The organism is Blastopirellula sp. SH421 (assembly GCF_057808535.1).
In genome coordinates this window covers 2,208,768-2,227,647 of sequence record NZ_CM173712.1, presented here as the reverse complement: position 1 = coordinate 2,227,647, position 18,880 = coordinate 2,208,768, and the positions used below count along the sequence as shown (strand labels likewise).

At 54.3% G+C, this 18,880-nt stretch carries 16 protein-coding genes and 1 pseudogene; 11 read left to right on the top strand and 6 right to left on the bottom strand.

Annotated elements, in window-relative coordinates:
• The first annotated feature begins 149 nt into the window (after positions 1-149).
• A complete protein-coding gene (locus tag SH421x_RS09160) occupies positions 150-1,532 on the top strand; it encodes a C1 family peptidase (protein WP_488855134.1) in 1,383 nt (460 codons plus the stop codon).
• Positions 1,533-1,643: 111 nt separating this feature from the next.
• On the opposite strand, the gene SH421x_RS09155 is transcribed toward SH421x_RS09160, so the two are convergent.
• Both SH421x_RS09155 and SH421x_RS09150 read right to left on the bottom strand, forming a co-directional pair.
• Positions 1,644-1,928, bottom strand: coding sequence for a PLDc N-terminal domain-containing protein (locus SH421x_RS09155; protein WP_488855132.1), 285 nt, complete (start codon positions 1,926-1,928; stop codon positions 1,644-1,646).
• Positions 1,929-2,060: 132 nt separating this feature from the next.
• Positions 2,061-2,318 carry a PLDc N-terminal domain-containing protein gene (locus tag SH421x_RS09150; protein ID WP_488855130.1) on the bottom strand — a complete coding sequence of 86 codons (258 nt, stop codon included), beginning with the start codon at positions 2,316-2,318 and terminating at the stop codon, positions 2,061-2,063.
• Positions 2,319-2,359: 41 nt separating this feature from the next.
• Between SH421x_RS09150 and SH421x_RS09145 the strand changes: the two genes are divergently transcribed.
• The 3 genes from SH421x_RS09145 (at position 2,360) to SH421x_RS09135 (ending at position 7,029) form a co-directional block, all read left to right on the top strand.
• Positions 2,360-2,623: a hypothetical protein gene (locus tag SH421x_RS09145; protein ID WP_488855129.1), complete on the top strand. Its 264-nt coding sequence runs from the start codon at positions 2,360-2,362 to the stop codon at positions 2,621-2,623.
• A 221-nt stretch (positions 2,624-2,844) separates the two neighbouring features.
• A complete protein-coding gene (locus SH421x_RS09140) occupies positions 2,845-6,750 on the top strand; it encodes a PAS domain S-box protein (protein WP_488855128.1) in 3,906 nt (1,301 codons plus the stop codon).
• Positions 6,751-6,780: 30 nt separating this feature from the next.
• Positions 6,781-7,029, top strand: a complete 249-nt coding sequence (locus SH421x_RS09135; protein ID WP_488855126.1) for a hypothetical protein — start codon at positions 6,781-6,783, stop codon at positions 7,027-7,029.
• Positions 7,030-7,114: 85 nt separating this feature from the next.
• On the opposite strand, the gene SH421x_RS09130 is transcribed toward SH421x_RS09135, so the two are convergent.
• Positions 7,115-8,767 (bottom strand): AAA family ATPase, encoded by a 1,653-nt coding sequence (locus SH421x_RS09130; protein WP_488855124.1) that lies wholly within the window; start codon positions 8,765-8,767, stop codon positions 7,115-7,117.
• A 462-nt stretch (positions 8,768-9,229) separates the two neighbouring features.
• Between SH421x_RS09130 and SH421x_RS09125 the strand changes: the two genes are divergently transcribed.
• From SH421x_RS09125 to SH421x_RS09110, 4 genes and pseudogenes are all read left to right on the top strand, one after another.
• Positions 9,230-9,715: an ankyrin repeat domain-containing protein gene (locus tag SH421x_RS09125; RefSeq protein WP_488855123.1), complete on the top strand. Its 486-nt coding sequence runs from the start codon at positions 9,230-9,232 to the stop codon at positions 9,713-9,715.
• Positions 9,716-10,679: 964 nt separating this feature from the next.
• A pseudogene (locus SH421x_RS09120) lies at positions 10,680-10,994 on the top strand (tyrosine-type recombinase/integrase); the annotation flags it as partial.
• Between the two features lie 513 nt (positions 10,995-11,507).
• Complete coding sequence (locus tag SH421x_RS09115) at positions 11,508-12,365, top strand: SMI1/KNR4 family protein (RefSeq protein ID WP_488855122.1); 858 nt, start codon at positions 11,508-11,510, stop codon at positions 12,363-12,365.
• Between the two features lie 102 nt (positions 12,366-12,467).
• Complete coding sequence (locus tag SH421x_RS09110) at positions 12,468-13,277, top strand: SMI1/KNR4 family protein (RefSeq protein WP_488855121.1); 810 nt, start codon at positions 12,468-12,470, stop codon at positions 13,275-13,277.
• A gap of 759 nt (positions 13,278-14,036) precedes the next feature.
• On the opposite strand, the gene SH421x_RS09105 is transcribed toward SH421x_RS09110, so the two are convergent.
• Positions 14,037-14,396 carry a hypothetical protein gene (locus SH421x_RS09105; RefSeq protein WP_488855120.1) on the bottom strand — a complete coding sequence of 120 codons (360 nt, stop codon included), beginning with the start codon at positions 14,394-14,396 and terminating at the stop codon, positions 14,037-14,039.
• 78 nt (positions 14,397-14,474) lie between these two features.
• Between SH421x_RS09105 and SH421x_RS09100 the strand changes: the two genes are divergently transcribed.
• The 3 genes from SH421x_RS09100 to SH421x_RS09090 all read left to right on the top strand — a co-directional run bounded on the left by SH421x_RS09100 (position 14,475) and on the right by SH421x_RS09090 (position 17,203).
• Positions 14,475-15,212: an SMI1/KNR4 family protein gene (locus SH421x_RS09100; protein ID WP_488855119.1), complete on the top strand. Its 738-nt coding sequence runs from the start codon at positions 14,475-14,477 to the stop codon at positions 15,210-15,212.
• A gap of 102 nt (positions 15,213-15,314) precedes the next feature.
• Entirely contained in the window at positions 15,315-15,713 is a 399-nt protein-coding gene (locus tag SH421x_RS09095; RefSeq protein WP_488855118.1) for a hypothetical protein, read from the top strand.
• Between the two features lie 137 nt (positions 15,714-15,850).
• Complete coding sequence (locus SH421x_RS09090) at positions 15,851-17,203, top strand: cation:proton antiporter (RefSeq protein ID WP_488855117.1); 1,353 nt, start codon at positions 15,851-15,853, stop codon at positions 17,201-17,203.
• A gap of 417 nt (positions 17,204-17,620) precedes the next feature.
• On the opposite strand, the gene tnpA is transcribed toward SH421x_RS09090, so the two are convergent.
• Positions 17,621-17,992, bottom strand: a complete 372-nt coding sequence (gene tnpA, locus SH421x_RS09085; protein ID WP_488855116.1) for an IS66 family insertion sequence element accessory protein TnpA — start codon at positions 17,990-17,992, stop codon at positions 17,621-17,623.
• A 110-nt stretch (positions 17,993-18,102) separates the two neighbouring features.
• Positions 18,103-18,501, bottom strand: a complete 399-nt coding sequence (locus SH421x_RS09080) for a hypothetical protein (protein ID WP_488855115.1) — start codon at positions 18,499-18,501, stop codon at positions 18,103-18,105.
• Positions 18,502-18,880 lie beyond the last annotated feature (379 nt).

The following is an 18,880-nucleotide window of genomic DNA, read 5'->3' as shown; positions in this document are numbered from 1 at the left end:
GCAACTTGATTGCGCCGCACTGTTTTACTGACTCGCTGGCTTGCTCCCGTCTGAGATGGGCAAATGATTGAAGTCGCTTCCATTTATTCGTAGTGACAGCCTTAGCCCTGCTTGGCGTCCTGCGAGTTCAAACACGAGTAGAGAATCTCATGAACCGCAAACGTACGATCTTCACTTCTCTGGCTTTCTGTTTCCTGGTGGGGAGCAGTTGGATCTCGATGGTCGTTGCCCAAAAACCGACCGGATTAATTCCTACGCCTGATGACCAGCTTGCGGCGCTCGAGACCTACAATCCTGGCGAGGTTACCGTCCAAAGGATGGTCAACGGCAACCTTGCCCAAGAGGTTCGAACCGTTCCGCTTCCGGCGTTGCCCTCCAAATATGACCTAACCGACTTTCTCCCGAAACCAGGCCGACAGGTGTTTAATGACTGTGTCGGCTGGGCCGTCGCGAGAGGCGCCTATTCTTACCAATTCGGCCGATCTCGGCGACGCAAGCCTACGGAAGACTATGACGTTTTCAGTCCTCGCTTTATCTATTCGCAGATCAATCAAGGCAATGATGCGGGTTCGTATATTTATCACACTTCAGAGCCCAATGCGGTCGACCTGGTGCTGAATCAGGGCTGCGCATCGCAGAAAAGTTGTCCTTACGACTCCACGAATAATGGCTGGGCGAACGCGCCTTCCGCCCAGGCACTCACCGAAGCGAACAACTTTCCGGCTCTCCAACATCTGCTGTTGCGTGATCTGGAATCGATCAAAAGGGGATTGAGCCAGAATGTACCGATCGTCCTCTCTATTCGGACAGATGATCCCTTCTACAGTGACTCTGATACTTCTATCTACCGCTGGACTGGCGATGCAAACTCTGGCTATCACGCGATTGTTGCAGTCGGTTATGACGACTCGAAGTCAGCCGTCAAATTGATGAACTCTTGGGGCGATACCTGGAAGAACGATGGCTTTTGCTGGGTTCATTATGACCAATTTAGTCAGCTTGGTCCGACTCGATGGCTGCGTTCTGCGCACATGATCCGGCTGCTGAATGAAAACGCCCCCAAGTACGCGTTCACGAAAAACCGAGCGTTTCTGTTAAACGTGGATGGTGCTATCTATGAAAATGGGACAGCGATCACCAACACGGACTTTGCGATGGAAATTGCCGCCACCGATGAGTGGCTGTATGCGCTGGATCCTCAACGGCGCGTGTTCGCCTATGTGCTTGTCAGCGGTCCAGGTGGGCCGCACAACGAGTTCGAGGACATCTCCTCGGGCAATTCTCCCCAGGGTCTGGGCGGACAACGAGTATCGATGCTGGCTGCGAAGTCCGACTATTTGTATGTTTTGACCGACTCTGGCAGAGTCTACGCTCGCGTGCCGGGAAACGGGAACGCAAGACACTGGAAGCGACTCAAGCTGCCAAATGACGAGCTGGCGATTGACCTGCGTGAGCGACAGCGAGTTATTTTCGCGACCAGCGAGACCGGCAAAGTTTGGAAACGCGTACCAGGCGCTTGGGTAGCTCCCTGAGACTGCAGGGTATGCCGCGAGGTCGCATTCCTTCCGCTGTTGCCAGATTTGTGATTTGGCCACGGCCTTGCGTGGCGATCGGCGGCACTTCAACCCGCAGTTTCGTTTGGTTCAATCGAGCTCGATCTCGCGATCTCCGCGGCGTCCGATGATTAGGTAGATGAGTGCTCCGACTCCCTGCGTGACCGAGATGACGATCACCCACATGATCCGTTGGATATCGGTCAGCGTAGGATTGCGGATCGCATGCACCAGCATTACGACCCAAAGGATAAATTGCACCAGGCTAAACACGATCGCGCCAGAGACGATCAGGCCCTGATTTTGCGTGGCGAAGCGCATGCCTGAGGGCATTAGCTCTGGCAGGGGTTGAGCGAATAAAATCCAAGCGTCCATGGTGCGTGCTTTCGATGCGAGCTGGAGGGTGGTTTTGATCTGCCCAATATTAAGTAGTTCGTCACGGTCACGCTATTCTTTTTTTGAAGCGATTGCGCAAGCAGCGCGGCACTTCGCCCATTGGATCGCTGGTCACCGCCGAGTCCCTTGCCGGCCGATCGCCAGATAGATCACGGCGCCTAACATATGGGTGAGCAAGATCACGATGATCCAGATGATCCGCTCGTTGTCGCTGAGGCTCGGGTTGCGGATCGCGTCGACCAGGGCCCAGATCCAGACGACCGAGAGCAAGAGAATGAAGGCGAAAATGCAGATCATGCCCAGCCCAAGGCTAATGCCAACCGCAGGGACATTCGCGCCGCGCTGGGCCAATTGGATCCAATCGATCATCAATTTTGCTTTCTGGTCGAGATGCTGAAATTTTCAAAGGGATGGCGTTTTCGACTGACGAGTTGTTCGTCGCCGCCGAGGCAATCTTAACCTCTGCTGCGACGCTCGGCGATTTCGCTTGGATCGACAAGCGAAGCGATGCTCTTTCGGTAGAGCAGTTGGATGGACGATTTGCCGCCGCGACGGTGAAAGCCGCAAAGCAGCCCCGGCGAAAAAAGCTGAAAAACGCCAGGCGGCGCCTCGCAACACCGAATGCTAAAGATGTCCGCATTGAGGGGGTTTCTTTGGGGCCGATTGTCGCTTGAGACAAGGCTAAATTGCGTTGCGGCTGCGTCGCCTGATCGCAGTCACGGCAGTCGCGCCCATAGACTTTTCCCTTTGATGGCCTATCCTAAGATGTGAATTGGCCTAGACTTTCGGGCGACAGTCTAGGCCTAGCAGTCGGTGACAGACTAGACGCCCCAGCGCGGCGTCTACTGGTAAATCCATTCAAATCCACATTGAAGAGCGGCGAAAAACGACCGACATGGAACTCGAGCCCGCGGATTCAATGCCGAAACAAGCCGATGGCAGCAATTTTTCCGTCAACCGGCGTCGATGGGACTTCTTACTGATTGGGTTTGGCGTCACGTTGGCCGTGCTGCTGGCCGGGGCGTTGCTCGGCTATCTGAATACGGTTCGGCTGATCGAGAACAATCGCCGGGTCTTTGCGACGCAAGAAGTAATCAGCGAACTCAACCATCTGCTCTCGCTGTTGAGAGACGCCGAAACTGGCCAACGTGGGTTTCTGCTGACCGACGATCAAAAGTACTTGGCCCCCTACCAAGCTGCGGTCGGCAAGGTGCAATCCCAGATTGCTCAGATCGAATCGCTGACCCAAGCGGACACCGAGCATCTAAATGAGCTGCCCGAGCTGAAAAAAGCGGTCGCCGCCAAGCTGGCGGAGCTTCAAGAGACCATCGATTTGGTCGAGTCGGGAGATCGCCCCGCGGCGCTGAAAATTGTTGAAAGCGATCTGGGCCTGGTGTTAATGGACGCGGTTCGCAGATCGATCTCGGTGATGCAACAGTCAGAGCAAGCGTCGCTGCGACGCCGGGCTGATCAGTCTGAAGGGAGTTATCAGACGACGATCGCCACGATTTTGCTTTCAGCGCTGCTGGGGACGACGCTGGTCTGCGCCGTATTTTATCTGTCTCAACGGAATATTCGGCAGAAATCCAGAGCAGCAGCGATCTTGTCTGAGCAAAAAGAACGGTTGCGAATCACCCTAGAGAGCATCGGCGATGCGGTCATCAGCACCGACGCTCTCGGCAATGTGACCTACCTGAATCCGATCGCGGAAGAACTGACCCAATGGAAACAGGCCGAAGCGATCGGTCAGGCGCTGACGACGGTCTTTCACATCGTCAACGAAACAACGCGGCAAAAGGTTGACAATCCGGCGCTGAGGGCGCTGCGTGAAGGGGTGATCGTCGGGCTGGCCAACCATACGATCTTGATCGCGAAAGATGGCGCAGAGCATGCGATTGACGATAGCGCCGCGCCAATCCGCGATCGCTACGGCAATGTCGCCGGCAGCGTCTTGATCTTTCGCGACATCACTGAACGCCGCCAAACAGAGCTGGCGCTCGAACAAAAACGGAAGCTGCTGCGATTGGGCGCCGAGGTCGGATCGGTCCTGACCACCGGCGTCAATCTGCCATCGATGCTGCAAGCGTGTACGGAATCGATGGTCAACAATCTGGACGCCGCGTTGGCCCGCATCTGGACGCTGAACGCATCGGAGAATGTCTTAGAATTGCAAGCCAGCGCCGGGATGCAGACGCAGCTTGATGAAGAACATGCTCGCGTGCCGGTCGGGCAATCTCGCGTGGGTCAGATCGCCGCCGAGAAGCTCGCCTATCTGACCAACGGGGTCCTCGGCGACCCGCTAGTTCCGGAGCAAGATTGGGCCCAGCGAGAAGGGATCGTCGCGTTCGCCGGTTATCCGTTGATCGTCGCCGATCGGCTAGTCGGCGTGATGGGCATTTTCGCCAAACATGAACTCAACCAACGAACGCTGACCGCGATGGAATCGATCTCGAGAGAGATCGCATTAGGTTTGCTCAATCGGCAAATCATGCAGGAAGAGCGCGATCATAGCGAACTGCTGCGAATCACGCTGGCAAGCATCGGCGATGCGGTCATCAGCACGGACGCCCATGGAAATGTGACGTTTCTCAATCCTGTCGCCGAGTCACTGACCGGCTGGAGCCAAGCAGAAGCATTCGGCCATTCGCTGACCGAGGTGTTTCGGATTGTCAATGAAACAACCCGCAACACCGTGGAGAACCCGGCCGAACGCGCCCTGCGCGAAGGGACCATCGTCGGCTTGGCGAACCATACCATCCTGATCGCCAAGGATGGCTCGGAGTGTTTTATTGACGATAGCGCGGCGCCGATTCGGGACGCCCAAAACGAGATTGTCGGCGCGGTTTTGGTGTTTCGAGATATCTCGGATCGCAAAGCGATCGAAAACGAATCGCGCTTGCATGAAGAACGCTATCGAACTCTCTTCAACACGATCGACGAAGGCTTCTGCGTCATTGAAATGCTGTTTGATGATGCTGGCGTCGCCGTCGATTATCGTTTTGAAGAAGTCAATCCTGCTTTTGAAAAGCAGACGGGACTGGTCAACGCAGCCGGAAAAAGCATGCGCGATTTTGCGCCGAATCACGAGAACATTTGGTTTGAAAAGTATGGCGAAGTTGCGACCAGCGGCGAGTCGATCCGCTTTTCGCATGAGGCGCAATCTTTGGAGAATCGCTGGTTTGACGTCTATGCGTTTCGGATTGGCGGGCCTACAAGCCGACGCGTCGCCGTTCTGTTTACGGATATCACCCAGCGTCGCCAAATCGAACAAGATCGCCACGAGAGCGAAGAGCGGTTTCGCAACCTGGTCGAACAGATCCAAGATTACGCAATCTTTATGACCGATCCCGAAGGCAAAGCGACCAGCTGGAATGAAGGAGTCGAACGCGTGCTGGGGTTTGATGAATCTGAATTTATCAACCAAGACATCGTCTCGATGATCTTTACTCCGGAAGACGTCGAGAGCGGCATCGCCCAAGCCGAGCTGGATCAAGCCGCAGCGGTAGGCCGCGCCAGCGATGACCGGTGGATGATGCGCAAAGATGGCGCTCGGTTTTGGGCTGCCGGCGTGACGACCGGGCTGCATGACGAGCATGGCAATCTGCTTGGCTTTATGAAAGTCATGCGCGATCAAACGGAACGCAAGCGACTAGAGGATGAACTGCGTCAGATCGCGGCGGACCTGTCTGAATCGGATCGCCGCAAAACTGAATTTCTGGCCACATTAGGACACGAGCTCCGCAATCCGCTTGCGCCGATCCGTACCGGATTGGAAGTCTTAAAAATGGCGAAGCACGATCCTGAAATGGTCGAAAACGTCCGCGGCACCATGGAACGCCAAACGCAACAGATGGTCCGTTTGATTGACGACCTGTTGGACGTGTCCCGCATCACCAGCGGTAAACTAGAACTGCGAACTTGCGAGATCACCTTGGGCGAAATCATTCGCAGCGCAGTCGAAGCGACGCAGCCCTTTATCGATCAGGCGTCGCACACGCTGCAAGTGACCTTGCCTGAGTCGCCGATCACCTTGGACGCCGATCCCAATCGTCTGGCGCAAGTTTTCTCAAACTTGCTTAACAATGCCGCCAAATATACGCCTGACGGAGGTCACATCTGGCTGACCGCTCAGTGCGAAGCAGAGGAAGTGATTGTCACGATCAAAGATGACGGCCTGGGCATTCCGCTCAACCAACAGTCCAAAATCTTTGAAATGTTTGCTCAAATCGATCGACCAGTCGAAAAGGAATACACTGGCCTTGGGATCGGGCTGACGCTGGTCCAACAATTGGTCGAACTGCACCACGGCACGATTGAAGTGCAGAGCGACGGCGCCAACCAGGGAAGTGAGTTTATTGTCCGGCTGCCGATCACGCAGCATGCTGAGCGAGCAACGCCGGCCGAACTGTGCGCGACGCCAAAATCACGCCAGCTGCGGATCTTGATCGTGGACGACAACAAAGCGGCTGCGACCATGTTAAAAATGGTGGTAAAAATGCTCGGCAACGAAGTAATGACAGCCGAAGACGGCGAACAGGCGATCACCACAGCGGCCGAATTTTTGCCCGATATTGTGCTGATGGACCTCGGCATGCCTAAAATGAATGGCTACGAGGCCGCCCGGCAAATTCGCCTTCAGCCGTGGGGACAAACGATGGTCTTGGTGGCGCTTACCGGCTGGGGGCAAGACGAAGATCGCCAACGCACCGCCGACGCCGGGTTCAATCATCATTTGGTCAAGCCGGCCGAACCAAGCGAGCTACAGCAACTGTTCGCCAGCATTCAGCCCGGCAATCACTAAAGCGACGCTTACCAACCACAGGGCTTTTGTATGACCGCAGACGACAGCGCAACTCCCTCAACCGCCGCCGCTCGCCGCGAACAATTGCGCCAACTGGGCCATGACATCAAGTCGTACCTAGGCGTGGTGACGATGGGATTTGTGGCGCTCGATGGCGCAAAGCACGATCCCGCAGAATTCGCCGAGCTGTACGGCATCATCCAAGCAGATGGCATCCAACCACTCAAGCAGACCGTGCTGGAAATGGTCGAACTAGCCTGCGAAGAGGATGCAGAATAGCACACGGCCAGACCTCGGCCGAAGATTTTTCTTACCCAAAGCTATTCTAGGACGGTCGTTGAACCTTTTGGGGCAGGATGCAAACTCATCGTCTCCGTTTCCGCGGTCTTGCCCTGCGTTTTCTTGACTTGGGCGCGGTAGGGACTGGACTCGGCGGTTCTGTTTTTTTCAGCTCGGCGAGGGCGGCGCTGAGTTTGGCTATCGAAAGTTCGGAGATCGCTGGGATGACTGGACTCGGCTGCGAAATTTTTTCGAGTGGACTCGAGAGTGAAATTTTTTCGAGTGGACTCTCGTCGGAAATTTTTTCTGGCGGCTGGGGCTGAGCCTGGGGCGATGCGGATTTTGCTGTTTCGCTGGGCTCGCGACGGGGTTGGCCGGTCAACTTGTCAGCCAGTGGGTCGGTTGGCTGGACTGGACTCGGCGGCGTTTCTTTTTTGGCTCGGCCTAATAGCTCGGCCGTTGTCAGGGTGATGAAGCTGGTTTCAAGCGGGTCATACTTGGGCGCGTTGGGATCGTTCAGTTCCTCCAAGCTGACCAAGCGATACCGGGGCTCCCGCCTTGGCTGGTGCGGATTGCTGTTGGCGGCGAGGCGGATTTGGCCGGTGCTGACCATATATTCCCAGGCCAAGCCGAACTTGGTTCCGCTCATCCCGCTTTGCTCGCGGATCTTCAGCTTGGTCGCGTGAGCCGGATCGATTTGCGACATCACGCCGCGCAGCTTCATCCGCAAATGCTCCAGCTGCGATTTGGCCGCTTGTTGGGCCACTTCTTCGGCGATTGACGGCACGTCGCGCAGCGTTACTTCCCACTTGCCGCCGGCTAGATCGGTGGTTCGCTCATTAGTTGGGCCTTCATTAATATCGACGCCCCACAGGTCGCTTTGCCCGGTGCCGCCGCCCAGGGTGAGCCACAGTTGATGTCGCCCTGTGCCCGGTTTGAACGCTTGCCGGCGATTGACCAAAAGCCATTGCCGGGCCACGGCGCCGCATCCGGCGCTGGCCAAGTCGGCGGCGGTCAGTGCCCGCGGCGGCAGTTGCTTGCGGGTAGGGCAACAAAGAATCGGCGTGGCGCCGGCCTTCTGGCAGCAACGAATCAGTTCGCGCTGCTGCTTGGCTTGGGCCCGCGGCGTCATGTTTAAGAAATCCGCCGTATCGATCAGCACAACTTCTAGTTGGTGTCGCTCGATCCAAGCGGTCAGCCGCTGCAAATGGGCCGGATCGCTGGGATCGGTGATGTTCAGCTCCCAGACAAGTCGATCGAGCTGCGACAAATCGACCCCGGCCGCCGCACTCCAGCGCGGCGCCAAATCGGTCACCATCTGCTCGGCCTCTTCGCCGCCGACATAACCAACGCGAAACGCTCGCTCGGCCGCGAACTCCCCCAAAAACTTGCCCCCGCTGGCTAGCGCCGCACACAGATCAATCGCCAGCGAGCTCTTCATACATTTACTGGGCCCCAAAATCACCGCCGCCTGATGCCGCAACAAGATCCCCGGCAACAACCAATCCCGCGGCTTTTGACGAGCCAATAGTTGAGCGGTGGTCAGCCCTTCCCAAGGTTTTTCCGGCTTGCCAAACTCCGCCGGCTCCGCTTCTCGGCCAAAAGCCCCCAACGCCCCCGCTTCACGATCCAAAACCAGCGGATTCGCAAAATCCGAATCCAACAGCGGCGTAAACGCCTCGCCCCAATCGACCTGGCCAGTCCGATTAGAAGCAGGTGCACTCACAACGATCGACATGGCAATTCCCCCTGATCGTTCACCGCAGCGCAGCAGAAAACGTCCCGCCCCACCGGCAATGACCAACCCCCGACGTTCAGCCCAATCCCCAAGCCAAACGCCTCACATAAATAGCCCCCCACGAATCCCGCAGGCGCCCAAAACAAGCTAAACAGCAGAGCCAAGCCGAAGCCTGGTTGCCTGTACAAATTTATACCAGCAATGCAGCGGCAAGTCAACCTCAAGCGGGGGAGATTTTTGCGGGGCAATCTGCGGCAACGGGAACGCCGGCGCCATGGCCACGGCCTTGCGGTCAAGACCCGCGAGTGATCAAAGTTAAGTTTCCGCGACGTGCAGCCTGGTGGTAGTCTGAGCAGAAAACACTGGCCAAAAAGGGCCGGGTGCCACGCAAATTTAAGAGAGTTTCGCCACGGCCACGCTGGCGCATGTCTTGCCTCGAATTCTGATACGGACTAGAGAAAAATGACAAGTGAAGCAGCGATGTATGGAGCGATCGTCCGTGGAGACACTGAAGCAGTGAAGGAATTGCTGGGGAACGACCCGTCGGTATTGAAAGTATCAAAAGTTGGAAAGAATTGGCTGCACTGGGCGGCACAGCGGGGATACACCGACATTGCTAAAGTGTTGGTTGAAGCTGGATTAGACGTCGATGGGTTGACGGATGATGGTACAAGCACTGCACTGGACATTGCGGCAGGACAGGGAAGAAAGGATGCCTGTATGTGGCTCATTGAGCAGAACGCAGATATCAATCGAGGATTCGGACAATCAGCGACACCGATTTTCAGTGCCATATATGGAAAGTCCCTTGAGGTGGTAAAGCTGTTTGTCAATAAAGGGGCACGCTTGGACGCAGAGTTCGGGAACCCCGCCATCGGTGTCCTCAGCCATGCAAACCAGTATGGCACTCCTGAAATCGTTAAGTTCCTCCAGCAGGAAATGCCATAATATCATTTATACATTACGATCTTCGCAGGCTGTGCCGGTTTGAAGGGTTGCAGCTTGGCAGGCTGGGTGGCACTGTCCAACGGTGTTTTTCTTCGCCGGGTTGGCACTGGCGAAAAGGCATCTTTTCGAGTGCCACTGGCCCTTTTCAGCCAGTGTCTTCACTCCGAGAGCGACGGGTGGTCGTCCATGAATTGGAAGTTTAATCAACCACGCGGTAGAGTCAAAGAACAGAAGCCGGAGCCGCTCTGTTGCTTCTGAGTTGTGCGGTGGTAGAAAGAGAAGTCACTGGCTTTGGCCAGTGGCACTCGAAAAAAAACTTCCGACTGTGCCACCCCGCCGTAAGACATGCTCTTTCCGCGAAGACGCGGCAAGAGCATGGCACCGGGAAAACACAACTATGACTGCAACTACGAAAGGAAACTTATTCCATGTGTCAAAACAAGATAGCTAACGTAGTCGCGGTGGTTATGTCATGTTCGATTCTTGCTGGATGCAGCGGCAAGCATGAGTCAATGCAAAGTTTTCCCAGTCGGTCCGCAGTTTCTTGCAATGCTACGCACGATGGCGTAATGTGGCAAGGAATCGCAACGTACGCACATACGGCAGATGGAAAAGGATACGTAGAAGAGGTGATAGTGGTCTACAAAAGCGTTGAGGGGGAGATTCAAAAATCTCCAAGTGTTTCCATACGATCGAACAAGGTGGAATTGCAAACACGTGAATATCATGCAACATATCCTATGGGATCGATAGTCGTGTATGATCGCGCAGATGGATTTCGTTTGCTTGCCGACAGATGGCGATTAGCAAATAACATCACTCCCGAAGAGTCAATCCAAAAGGAATTTACTAAGATTATTTCAGGGCTTCAGTAGCCCGGGTGCCATGCTCTTACGGTGTCTTCACCGAAAGAGCATGTCTGCATCAATGCGTTTAAACAAATCGATCACCATCGCAACGCTCCCAAGACATGCTCTTCTCGCGAAGACGCGATAAGAGCATGAAACCCTGGCGGCGTCATCACCTGCACGAATCCACCCTATCGAAGGCAATATCCGCAGCGGCCCGTCGAGCGAATATCACGAAACGAGTGACGGCTAATACGTTCCGTCACTCGTTCGCAACCCATCGGATCGAGGCGGGCTATGACATCCGCAAGGTACAGGAACTCCTTGGTCACAGTGACGTTAGGACGACGATGATCTATACTCATGTTTTGAACCAGGAAGGCCGTGGAGTCCGCAGCCCGGCTGATTTCGATAGCCTGGATTCCGAATAACGTGCGCACGTTATTCGGAAAGGCTCTGAATAAACACTAGTTATCCGATTAGGCAATATGGCATCATTCTTTGAGATCGATAGGAATGAGATCCTATTCAATAATCACTCCTACGTGGACTACTTCAATCTTTACCCGGAGCTTCGGTATTCGTCAGCATTAACTCATCTAGAGAGTCTGGATGAAATGACGGTACTCGCTTCATCCCAGAACGACGAGGGCTGGCAAATTGCGGTAACGTTCGACGGTTCAGATTTTCTGCTGGATACACATTACCACGGTACTTCCACGCTGTTCTGCGTCTCAAAAGGGACTGCTGACGATTCACGCATGTTGGCATTCCTCGGTTGCTTCATTCCACTGCTGCGGGACAATTGGCGATGACGAACTAAAAGGATAACGATGCGGTCAACCGGAGCCGCCGCCCAGAGCGTTTTGGCGTCATAAAACTTTTCACGGCGGCCCGGTTACCGCTGATGTTACCCCACTGAATTGCCATCCTCGTTTGACTCCATGAAAGTTATCGAAAGCTATCCAGTCAAATTCCGACGCACTGGGAAACCGCTAACTGAATCGGACGTTTCAGCTTGCTCGGCCAAACTCGAACTGACGTTCCCTCAGCCTTACATTGACTTCTTGGTTAATCACAACGGCGGATCGCCTTCGCCCGCCTTTCTTCCACACCCCGGTTTCGCAACGAAGGTTCAACGTTTCCTCTCGATCGCCAATGGTGGTCTCGTGGATACGTGTCAACGGCAACGTGCGGATTACGGGCTGCCTAATCATTTCGTTTCGATAGCGGAACTTGACGATTCAGACTCGTTCTTGATGCTTGACTGTTCCCCAGCAAATCAGGGTAGTCTTTTCTTTTGGTTCGAGTTGGACGAAGGGTTTCGACACAGAGATGCGGAGTACAGCAACGCCATTGACCTGTATTTTGCGGTAGACCAGCTTTTCTCGAAATTTGGCCCCGCGAAGAATCGAGAAGACCGAGACGGCATGTTCTGTCGACTGTACTACTCATCCTCCGATCCACGGAATGGCCCAACGATTGCGAACGTACTCGTTGAGGCGGGCTACGACATTAATTTCGTGCTACCAACATTTCGACATCCCATATTTGTATCCATCGATTCTGAGGCATTTGGTGTTGCTGAAATACTACTCAAGCTGGGCACTGCATCGAGTCACGTTGACCCGCTGCACGATAACGCAAGTATCGTCGAACGCCTGTCTGATGCGCTTACGCATTGGTCCGGGATGCTGGAAGCAACGACGCAAAACAAGTATCCGCCCGGCCAGAAGATGGCAAAGCGGAATATTTCGAAGATCGAATCTGCTATACTGACCTTCGAGCAATCAGCCACATAACGGGGGTAACCATCGCGTGCACCGGAGAACGCGAACCGAGCGATTTGGCCGTTAGAAACATTTACGCGCGTCCCCGGTGACGCGTGACGTTATGTCGCTTGAATGAACATCAAACCAACACCAGAAACGATTTGGACGCGACCAGCCTACTTGCCGTACGTCCAACCTCCACTGACTGATGCGTTGGTTCAGCAGACAGAGTCCCAATTAGGTCACACTCTTCCGCAGCTCTTCTTAGATATTCTCCGCGTGCAGAATGGCGGGCCGATTAGGTTTTCGATCCCAGATTCGGTTGGTGACCAAATTGCTGGAATTGGACCTTCGTATCCCTCGATCACTGATGACACGTTTCGCGATCATCAAGAATACGTCGACTACTCACTGGATGGTCTCGTCCCATTTGATGGGGACGGGCATTGGTACCACTGTTTCGACTATCGCGACAACTCAGTGGAACCTGCCGTTTCGTACATCGACGTCGAATGCAACAGTGAAAACAGAATTGCCGACTCGTTCTCCGACTTCCTGCAACTCATGGAACTCACACTTGAGAATGAATTAGTACTTCAGAACGTTCTTGACTTTGACGACGCTCAACGACAACTGGAAGCGATATTCGGATCGAAATTCAAACACGACATCTCGAACATCGGTGTATCGAACGCAACTCTCAAGACTGGGAAAAAATGGGATGAATGCTTTTGGATTTCACCCAACAAGGTTGCGCACGGCTATTCCGGCGACGACCCGGAAACATTTGAATTTCAGGGTGACGCCCTCTTGTTTCCTGAACTCCCACCAACCACGGTGATTTTCGAGGCTCCAAAGGAATACATTGATTTATACCGGTCGCGTCTCGTGGATGCAGGATTGGCACTGGTTGACGTTCACACCGCCGCGAACGAGACATAACAATCCGTTGCACACGGAGCCGCGGGCCGCGCGGGTTCTGAAAACCAAAGTCGTTCGCCGCGGCCCGGTGAACGCCGCCGTTATCCGACTAAACATTGACTGCCAGAGCTGAACCCGTGCATGAAATCACGAACTCTGCACTCAATCAATATCTGGATTGCACGGATTGCATGGGAACAACTCGCGTTTCTGACGCGTTCGATGTCGCTTTCCGGTCGTGGCCACAACAGATGTGGATCGCGTACCGCTGCCCGACATGCGATGCTGTCAACCATATCGCCCTGAGACGGTACACAATTACGCAGGGATATCTCGACGGTGCTCCCGGGCCTTGTTTCGTACCGACGCGAACTATCGACATCCAAAAACTATCGGTTACCAGTACACATAATGGAATCCAAATCAAAACGCTAAATCTGTCCTGGAATGTCCCAGCGTCAACATGAATGGTAAAATACAATCGCAGTTCAAGCGAAGCGTGGGATAACAAAGCGGTGAACGGGAGCCGCCGATGAAGCGTGACTTGAAATAATAGTTTTTGGGTGGCCGCCCCGTTACCAGCGTTGAGTGGCACACGAAGGATTGACCGTTGGTCAGGGCCAACCCGGCGCTTCGCACTATCCTTATCTAAGCAGCATCCCGGCAAGCAAAGCCTAGTGACGAAACGTCGCCAGTGCGGCTGGAGTCCGGACTTCCTGAAGGAAGTGCTTGTGGGGGAAGTGAGTTAGTTTGCGATGGACGTGGGTTCTCCACCTGGATTTACAAAAACAGCTTATCCCCGCTGAATCCAACCGCCAAAATACCGGCAAGCGACGAAACTACCAATACTAGCAAGAATGACACTATTGCGCTACCACGACCAAACACTGCCATCACGAGAGTAAGGTAAATCAGCACAAGCCCGCAATGGATTGCCATTGCCACAAACAATGATCCAGAAAACCAATACCAAGGTATCCCGATTATCGCGGAGAGTATCACTTCAAGTCGCCAAGACTCTTGAGAACCTGAATTGGACATCTTTCCCTCCTGAAACTCTTGTTGATAAGACCAAGTTGCTGCTGGAGGGATCGCAATAATCCCCCATCCAATTGTTTCTAACGCTGGGTGATCGTCCATGAATTGGAAGTTAAATCAACCACGCGGTAGAGTCAAACAACAGAAGCCGGAGCCGCTCTGTTGCTTCTGAGTTGTGCGGTGGTAGAAAGAGAAGTCACTGGCTTTGGCCAGTGGCGCCCGAAAAAAAACTTCCGACTCTGCCACCTCGCCGTTGCACACGGAGTCGCGGGCCGCACGGGTTCTGAAATCAAAGTCAACTCCCGCTACCCGGTGATGGCGGTCGTTCGTCGAAAGAAATGCATGTCCCAACTCCGCTTGCTCATGGAAAAGATTCGATCCCTATCGGATGAGTACTGCGAGTGCCAAATGTACTCATGGCCTGGCTTTGATCCCATGCACCCGAATCCGGCGAAGTTCTTTCGTAAGCTTGGGCTTGAGTTTGACGGCGAACTATTCGTCCGATACCCCGTTAAACGAACCTTTGCCCCGATGGGCTCGAATTTGATTGAAGATCAGGAAAACCAAGTCGGGGTCGCGCTTCCAATCGACTACAAAACACTTCTCGCAGAGTTCGGTGGAGTCCACCTGCCTGGCAACGCAAACATTGCAATCAAAACTCCGCTCGAAGCACTAAGGACCACTCGCGGTGCTTGGTGTTACGAAGGAAAACCACTTTCTGCGCTGGCAATCTCGGCGTACAACAACGATTCAGATGGCAATAGCATCGGCTTTGTTCGAACAGGTGACGAATTCTCTCCTGTCGTGTACGAATTCGACCACGAATTACTGTATCATGGAGATAATCCGTCGCTATGGACGAGACAGATAGCGGGGTCCCTATCTGAATTTCTGCTGACTTACCTGCACGCAGAGTAGCGACAAACAAAGCATTGGACCGAAGTGCTCGATCGACGCAGTCTGACATGGCAACATTTTCTGCTCGCACTCGGTCAATGCGAGCGTTAGGCGATAAAGCCCATGTGCTTCTCGACACTATTCATTAAAGAACCACAAGACTGGGCAACCATCTCCAATGCGGTGAAAGCGCTTACACAAAACCGTGCCAGCGATATTCGGTACGTCGGCGATGTCGAGAACCTTTCGGATGAAAAATCGGTTGTTGACGTGGTCGTAATGCAACTTACAGGTAAAGCTGACTATGCTCTTGAGATCTACTGTAAGGGAATGATTACACTCGCTGATGATGCGTTCGGTATGTATCTCGCCAACGCCCTGGGAACCACTGTGATAGTTTCGGATGATAGCCCGCCTCCGTACTCGTGGCTCAGACTTTCGCCCAATGGTATCATTGAAAACATCGATCTTGACATCGAGCAGCTAGACGAACACTCCATCGTTAGTTACAAGATCGCATAACAATGCGTTGGACGCGGAGCCGCCGATCGCGTCGTTCTTACGGTCAATGTTGGCTGGCGGCGGCCCGGTGACGCTGGTCGTTATGCCCTTTCCACGACTCGACGGCCGATGTGACTCAAATGACGGGAGTTTGAGATTTGAGCGAATTGTCCAAGACACTTAAGCTGCTGGAAGCCTACGACCTCACTCTTGTTGTCGTTGGCCTGGGGGTGCTGGCACTAGCGGCGCTGCTGCACAGGTTTAAGAGCCTCCCGTTTTCCTTTCCGATCTTGTTACTCGCATTGGGATACGCGGCCTTTGCTCTGCCGCTGGGGCTGACTCCGCCCGATCCTCGACAACACGGATCGCTTGTAGTTCATCTGACTGAGATCGGCGTGATCCTCTCACTGATGGGCGTGGGGCTGAAAATCGACCGATTGCCGCACTTGCGCACCTGGAGCACGACTTGGAGGATGCTGGGAATCTGCATGCCTCTGACGATCGTCGCTGTGGCCGTGTTGGGGTGGTGGATGCTCGGCTTGGCGCCGGCGGCTGCCGTCTTATTGGCCGCAGCCCTCGCTCCGACCGACCCCGTATTGGCCTCCGACGTGCAAGTCGGTGAGCCAGAACCGGAAGTCCCTGATGACGCCAACTCCGCGACAGAAGATGATGAAACCTCGCCGGACGAAGCGCCGACGGAGAGAGAGGACGAACTTCGGTTCACTCTCACGTCCGAGGCGGGGTTGAACGATTCATTAGCCTTTCCGTTTACCTATCTCGCCCTGCTCATGTTGACCGAAGGCCCCTCGCCGACGAACTGGATCGGCCAATGGTTGCTGATTGACGTTCTCTACCGTATCGTCGTGGGCATTGCAGTCGGCGGTGCAATCGGCTGGGGTTTATCGCATGTTCTGCTGCGGCTACCTGTTAACACGGAGCAGGAGAAAATGAGGATCGGCGTGGGAGCGCTGGCCGCCACGTTGCTATTGTACGGCGTCACCGAGTGCATGGGCGGCTACGGCTTTCTCGCCGTGTTCATCGGTGGCCTGACCATCCGCCACAAAGAGCGCACACAGCAGGAGCACCGGTCGCTGCACGCCTTCGCGGAGCAGGCGGAGCAACTGCTCATGACGGGCATCTTGATCGCGCTGGGCGGTGCAATCGCCGGCGGGCTGCTGGCTGCTTTGACATGGCAGGCGGTGCTGCTAGGCGTACTGCTTGTATTCATCGTGCGCCCCGCGGCGGGGATGGTGGCGCTGGTGGGAGAGCAGCGTCTTTCGGCTCTGGATCGCGTGATCGCCAGCTTCTTTGGTATTCGCGGAATTGGCTGTCTTTACTATCTGGCCTACGGATTGCAGGAAGGGAACTTTGCGGAAGAAAGTCTATTGTGGGCCACCTGTGCATTCGCGGTTACGCTGTCGATTATCGTCCACGGCGTGACGGCCTCCCCGGTGATTCGGTTCCGAGACCGACGCACTCAACATCGAGACAAAGGAGCCACCGCGGCATAACAAGACGCTCATCCTGACACCGGCCCGGTCGCCGGTTTTGGTTACGTCACGCTAACTTTACGGGCCGGTGTAGCTTGGTCGTTCGCCTACACTGAAGCGACTGATGCTGGGTGCTTTATGGATTGCCTAAGATGACGTTTTCGGTATGCCCGCTATGCGGTGAGGGAATGCATGGCCTCACCAATTCGGATAACTTAAGTGAATGGTTTAGAAAGTATCATCCAGACCTGCCAGTTGGTTCCGTAATTCCTGATATATGCTCTGACTGCTCTCACGCCTACCATGAAGGAGAGTTTGTCGTTTCTCGAGACCGAAACGACACTGTGATTTACTCAGTCAAGTCACTTCTTTGCCGTCAACACCAACCGGCACTAATTCAAGTAATTGCTCCTAACGGATACGTTCGCTACTTCGCTGTCACGCAGATAAGACCATATAATGTGCTGGGCACAACCATCGATGTCGGTAGTATGCCAAAGCCTGGGTACTTTTGACTTGGAAGCTTCTTCGCTGCAAAAGGCGTCGAACAACCGCATGCACCGGACCGGCGGGGTGGAACAGGCGGGAGTTTTTGTCGGGTGCTACTGGCCCAAGCCAGCGGCCCGGGTGCCATACTGCCGTTAACGATTTCGTCGAATCTCGCGCGGGTTTCCAAGCATACAAAGAAGCCTCGGAAACGTCGCGATGTAAACACCAAGCCCGTACCGAAAGCGTGCTCTTCGCGTGAGCAGAAATCAACTCCCGCCAAACTCGCTCCTTCGAAACATCCCGCCGTGGTCCCTTCGCCATGCCGGTTCCTCCCCTTGGACCATAGAACGCCAGTGATGAAGCCCAGGCTATCATGGGTGGGAAGATGCGGTTGGGCGGACGGTTACGTTGACCGTGCGCTCACGGAATAACTACCGGCGTGTGAGACGTCGGCCGGGCCAATTACCAGATTGCCACCCAGCATACAATTCTTCGACTTGTTCTTGGGTGATTTCATTTGAGCATTCATCGAACTCGCCAAACACAAGCTCGTTGCAGATTGTCACATCGTCAGGATAAAAAGCCCACTTACCATCAGGCTGGAGCCATTCTGGGTACTTTGACCAGTCCTGATGGTCGAGGCCTTGCCCATTGTCGGGAAATCGGCATATCTCAAATACCTTCGGGGCACCCGCTGTACGGCCAAAGTACCTCCAGTTTTGCGAATTTGGCATGTTGGTCACTCCTTTCGTCACCTCACATCTTGCATGCATGGTGGATTCGAAATGACGGACGCGTTTGCTTTCATCTTGTTGTTCAATTCTGCCCATCGAGGATCCGTTCTTGGTAACAATCTCATTTCTTCATACAACTCACGATGAAGTGCACTCTGCTTAAATTGATAACTTGTCGGTGTGTGAAACTGAAGTTCAAACAACTGTCCGTCTGGTGACCTGAATGTCGAGTTGACCCGCGCAACAGAGCGATTCCGGCTTCTTTTCTTTGACTCTGCCGCGTGGTTGATTTATCTTCCAATTCATGGACTACCACCAGCCGCACGCGGAGTGAAGACACTGGCTGAAAAGGGCCTGTGACACCTTGCGATCGCAGCAACGGTCGGTGGAAAGCATTCTGGGTAGATTTGAGCAGTTGGCTGCGGGTGATTAGGTGATGCGGAAGTCCGTCAGTTCCAAAAACTCATCTTCCCGA

What these genes read in the sequence shown, in the direction of transcription:
- SH421x_RS09160 (WP_488855134.1), top strand. Translation starts at nt 150, where the DNA reads ATGAACCGCAAACGTACGATCTTCACTTCTCTGGCTTTCTGTTTCCTG.
- SH421x_RS09155 (WP_488855132.1), bottom strand. Translation starts at nt 1,928, where the DNA reads ATGGACGCTTGGATTTTATTCGCTCAACCCCTGCCAGAGCTAATGCCC.
- SH421x_RS09150 (WP_488855130.1), bottom strand. Translation starts at nt 2,318, where the DNA reads ATGATCGATTGGATCCAATTGGCCCAGCGCGGCGCGAATGTCCCTGCG.
- SH421x_RS09145 (WP_488855129.1), top strand. Translation starts at nt 2,360, where the DNA reads ATGGCGTTTTCGACTGACGAGTTGTTCGTCGCCGCCGAGGCAATCTTA.
- SH421x_RS09140 (WP_488855128.1), top strand. Translation starts at nt 2,845, where the DNA reads ATGGAACTCGAGCCCGCGGATTCAATGCCGAAACAAGCCGATGGCAGC.
- SH421x_RS09135 (WP_488855126.1), top strand. Translation starts at nt 6,781, where the DNA reads ATGACCGCAGACGACAGCGCAACTCCCTCAACCGCCGCCGCTCGCCGC.
- SH421x_RS09130 (WP_488855124.1), bottom strand. Translation starts at nt 8,767, where the DNA reads ATGTCGATCGTTGTGAGTGCACCTGCTTCTAATCGGACTGGCCAGGTC.
- SH421x_RS09125 (WP_488855123.1), top strand. Translation starts at nt 9,230, where the DNA reads ATGACAAGTGAAGCAGCGATGTATGGAGCGATCGTCCGTGGAGACACT.
- SH421x_RS09115 (WP_488855122.1), top strand. Translation starts at nt 11,508, where the DNA reads ATGAAAGTTATCGAAAGCTATCCAGTCAAATTCCGACGCACTGGGAAA.
- SH421x_RS09110 (WP_488855121.1), top strand. Translation starts at nt 12,468, where the DNA reads ATGAACATCAAACCAACACCAGAAACGATTTGGACGCGACCAGCCTAC.
- SH421x_RS09105 (WP_488855120.1), bottom strand. Translation starts at nt 14,396, where the DNA reads ATGGACGATCACCCAGCGTTAGAAACAATTGGATGGGGGATTATTGCG.
- SH421x_RS09095 (WP_488855118.1), top strand. Translation starts at nt 15,315, where the DNA reads ATGTGCTTCTCGACACTATTCATTAAAGAACCACAAGACTGGGCAACC.
- tnpA (WP_488855116.1), bottom strand. Translation starts at nt 17,992, where the DNA reads ATGGCGAAGGGACCACGGCGGGATGTTTCGAAGGAGCGAGTTTGGCGG.
- SH421x_RS09080 (WP_488855115.1), bottom strand. Translation starts at nt 18,501, where the DNA reads ATGGGCAGAATTGAACAACAAGATGAAAGCAAACGCGTCCGTCATTTC.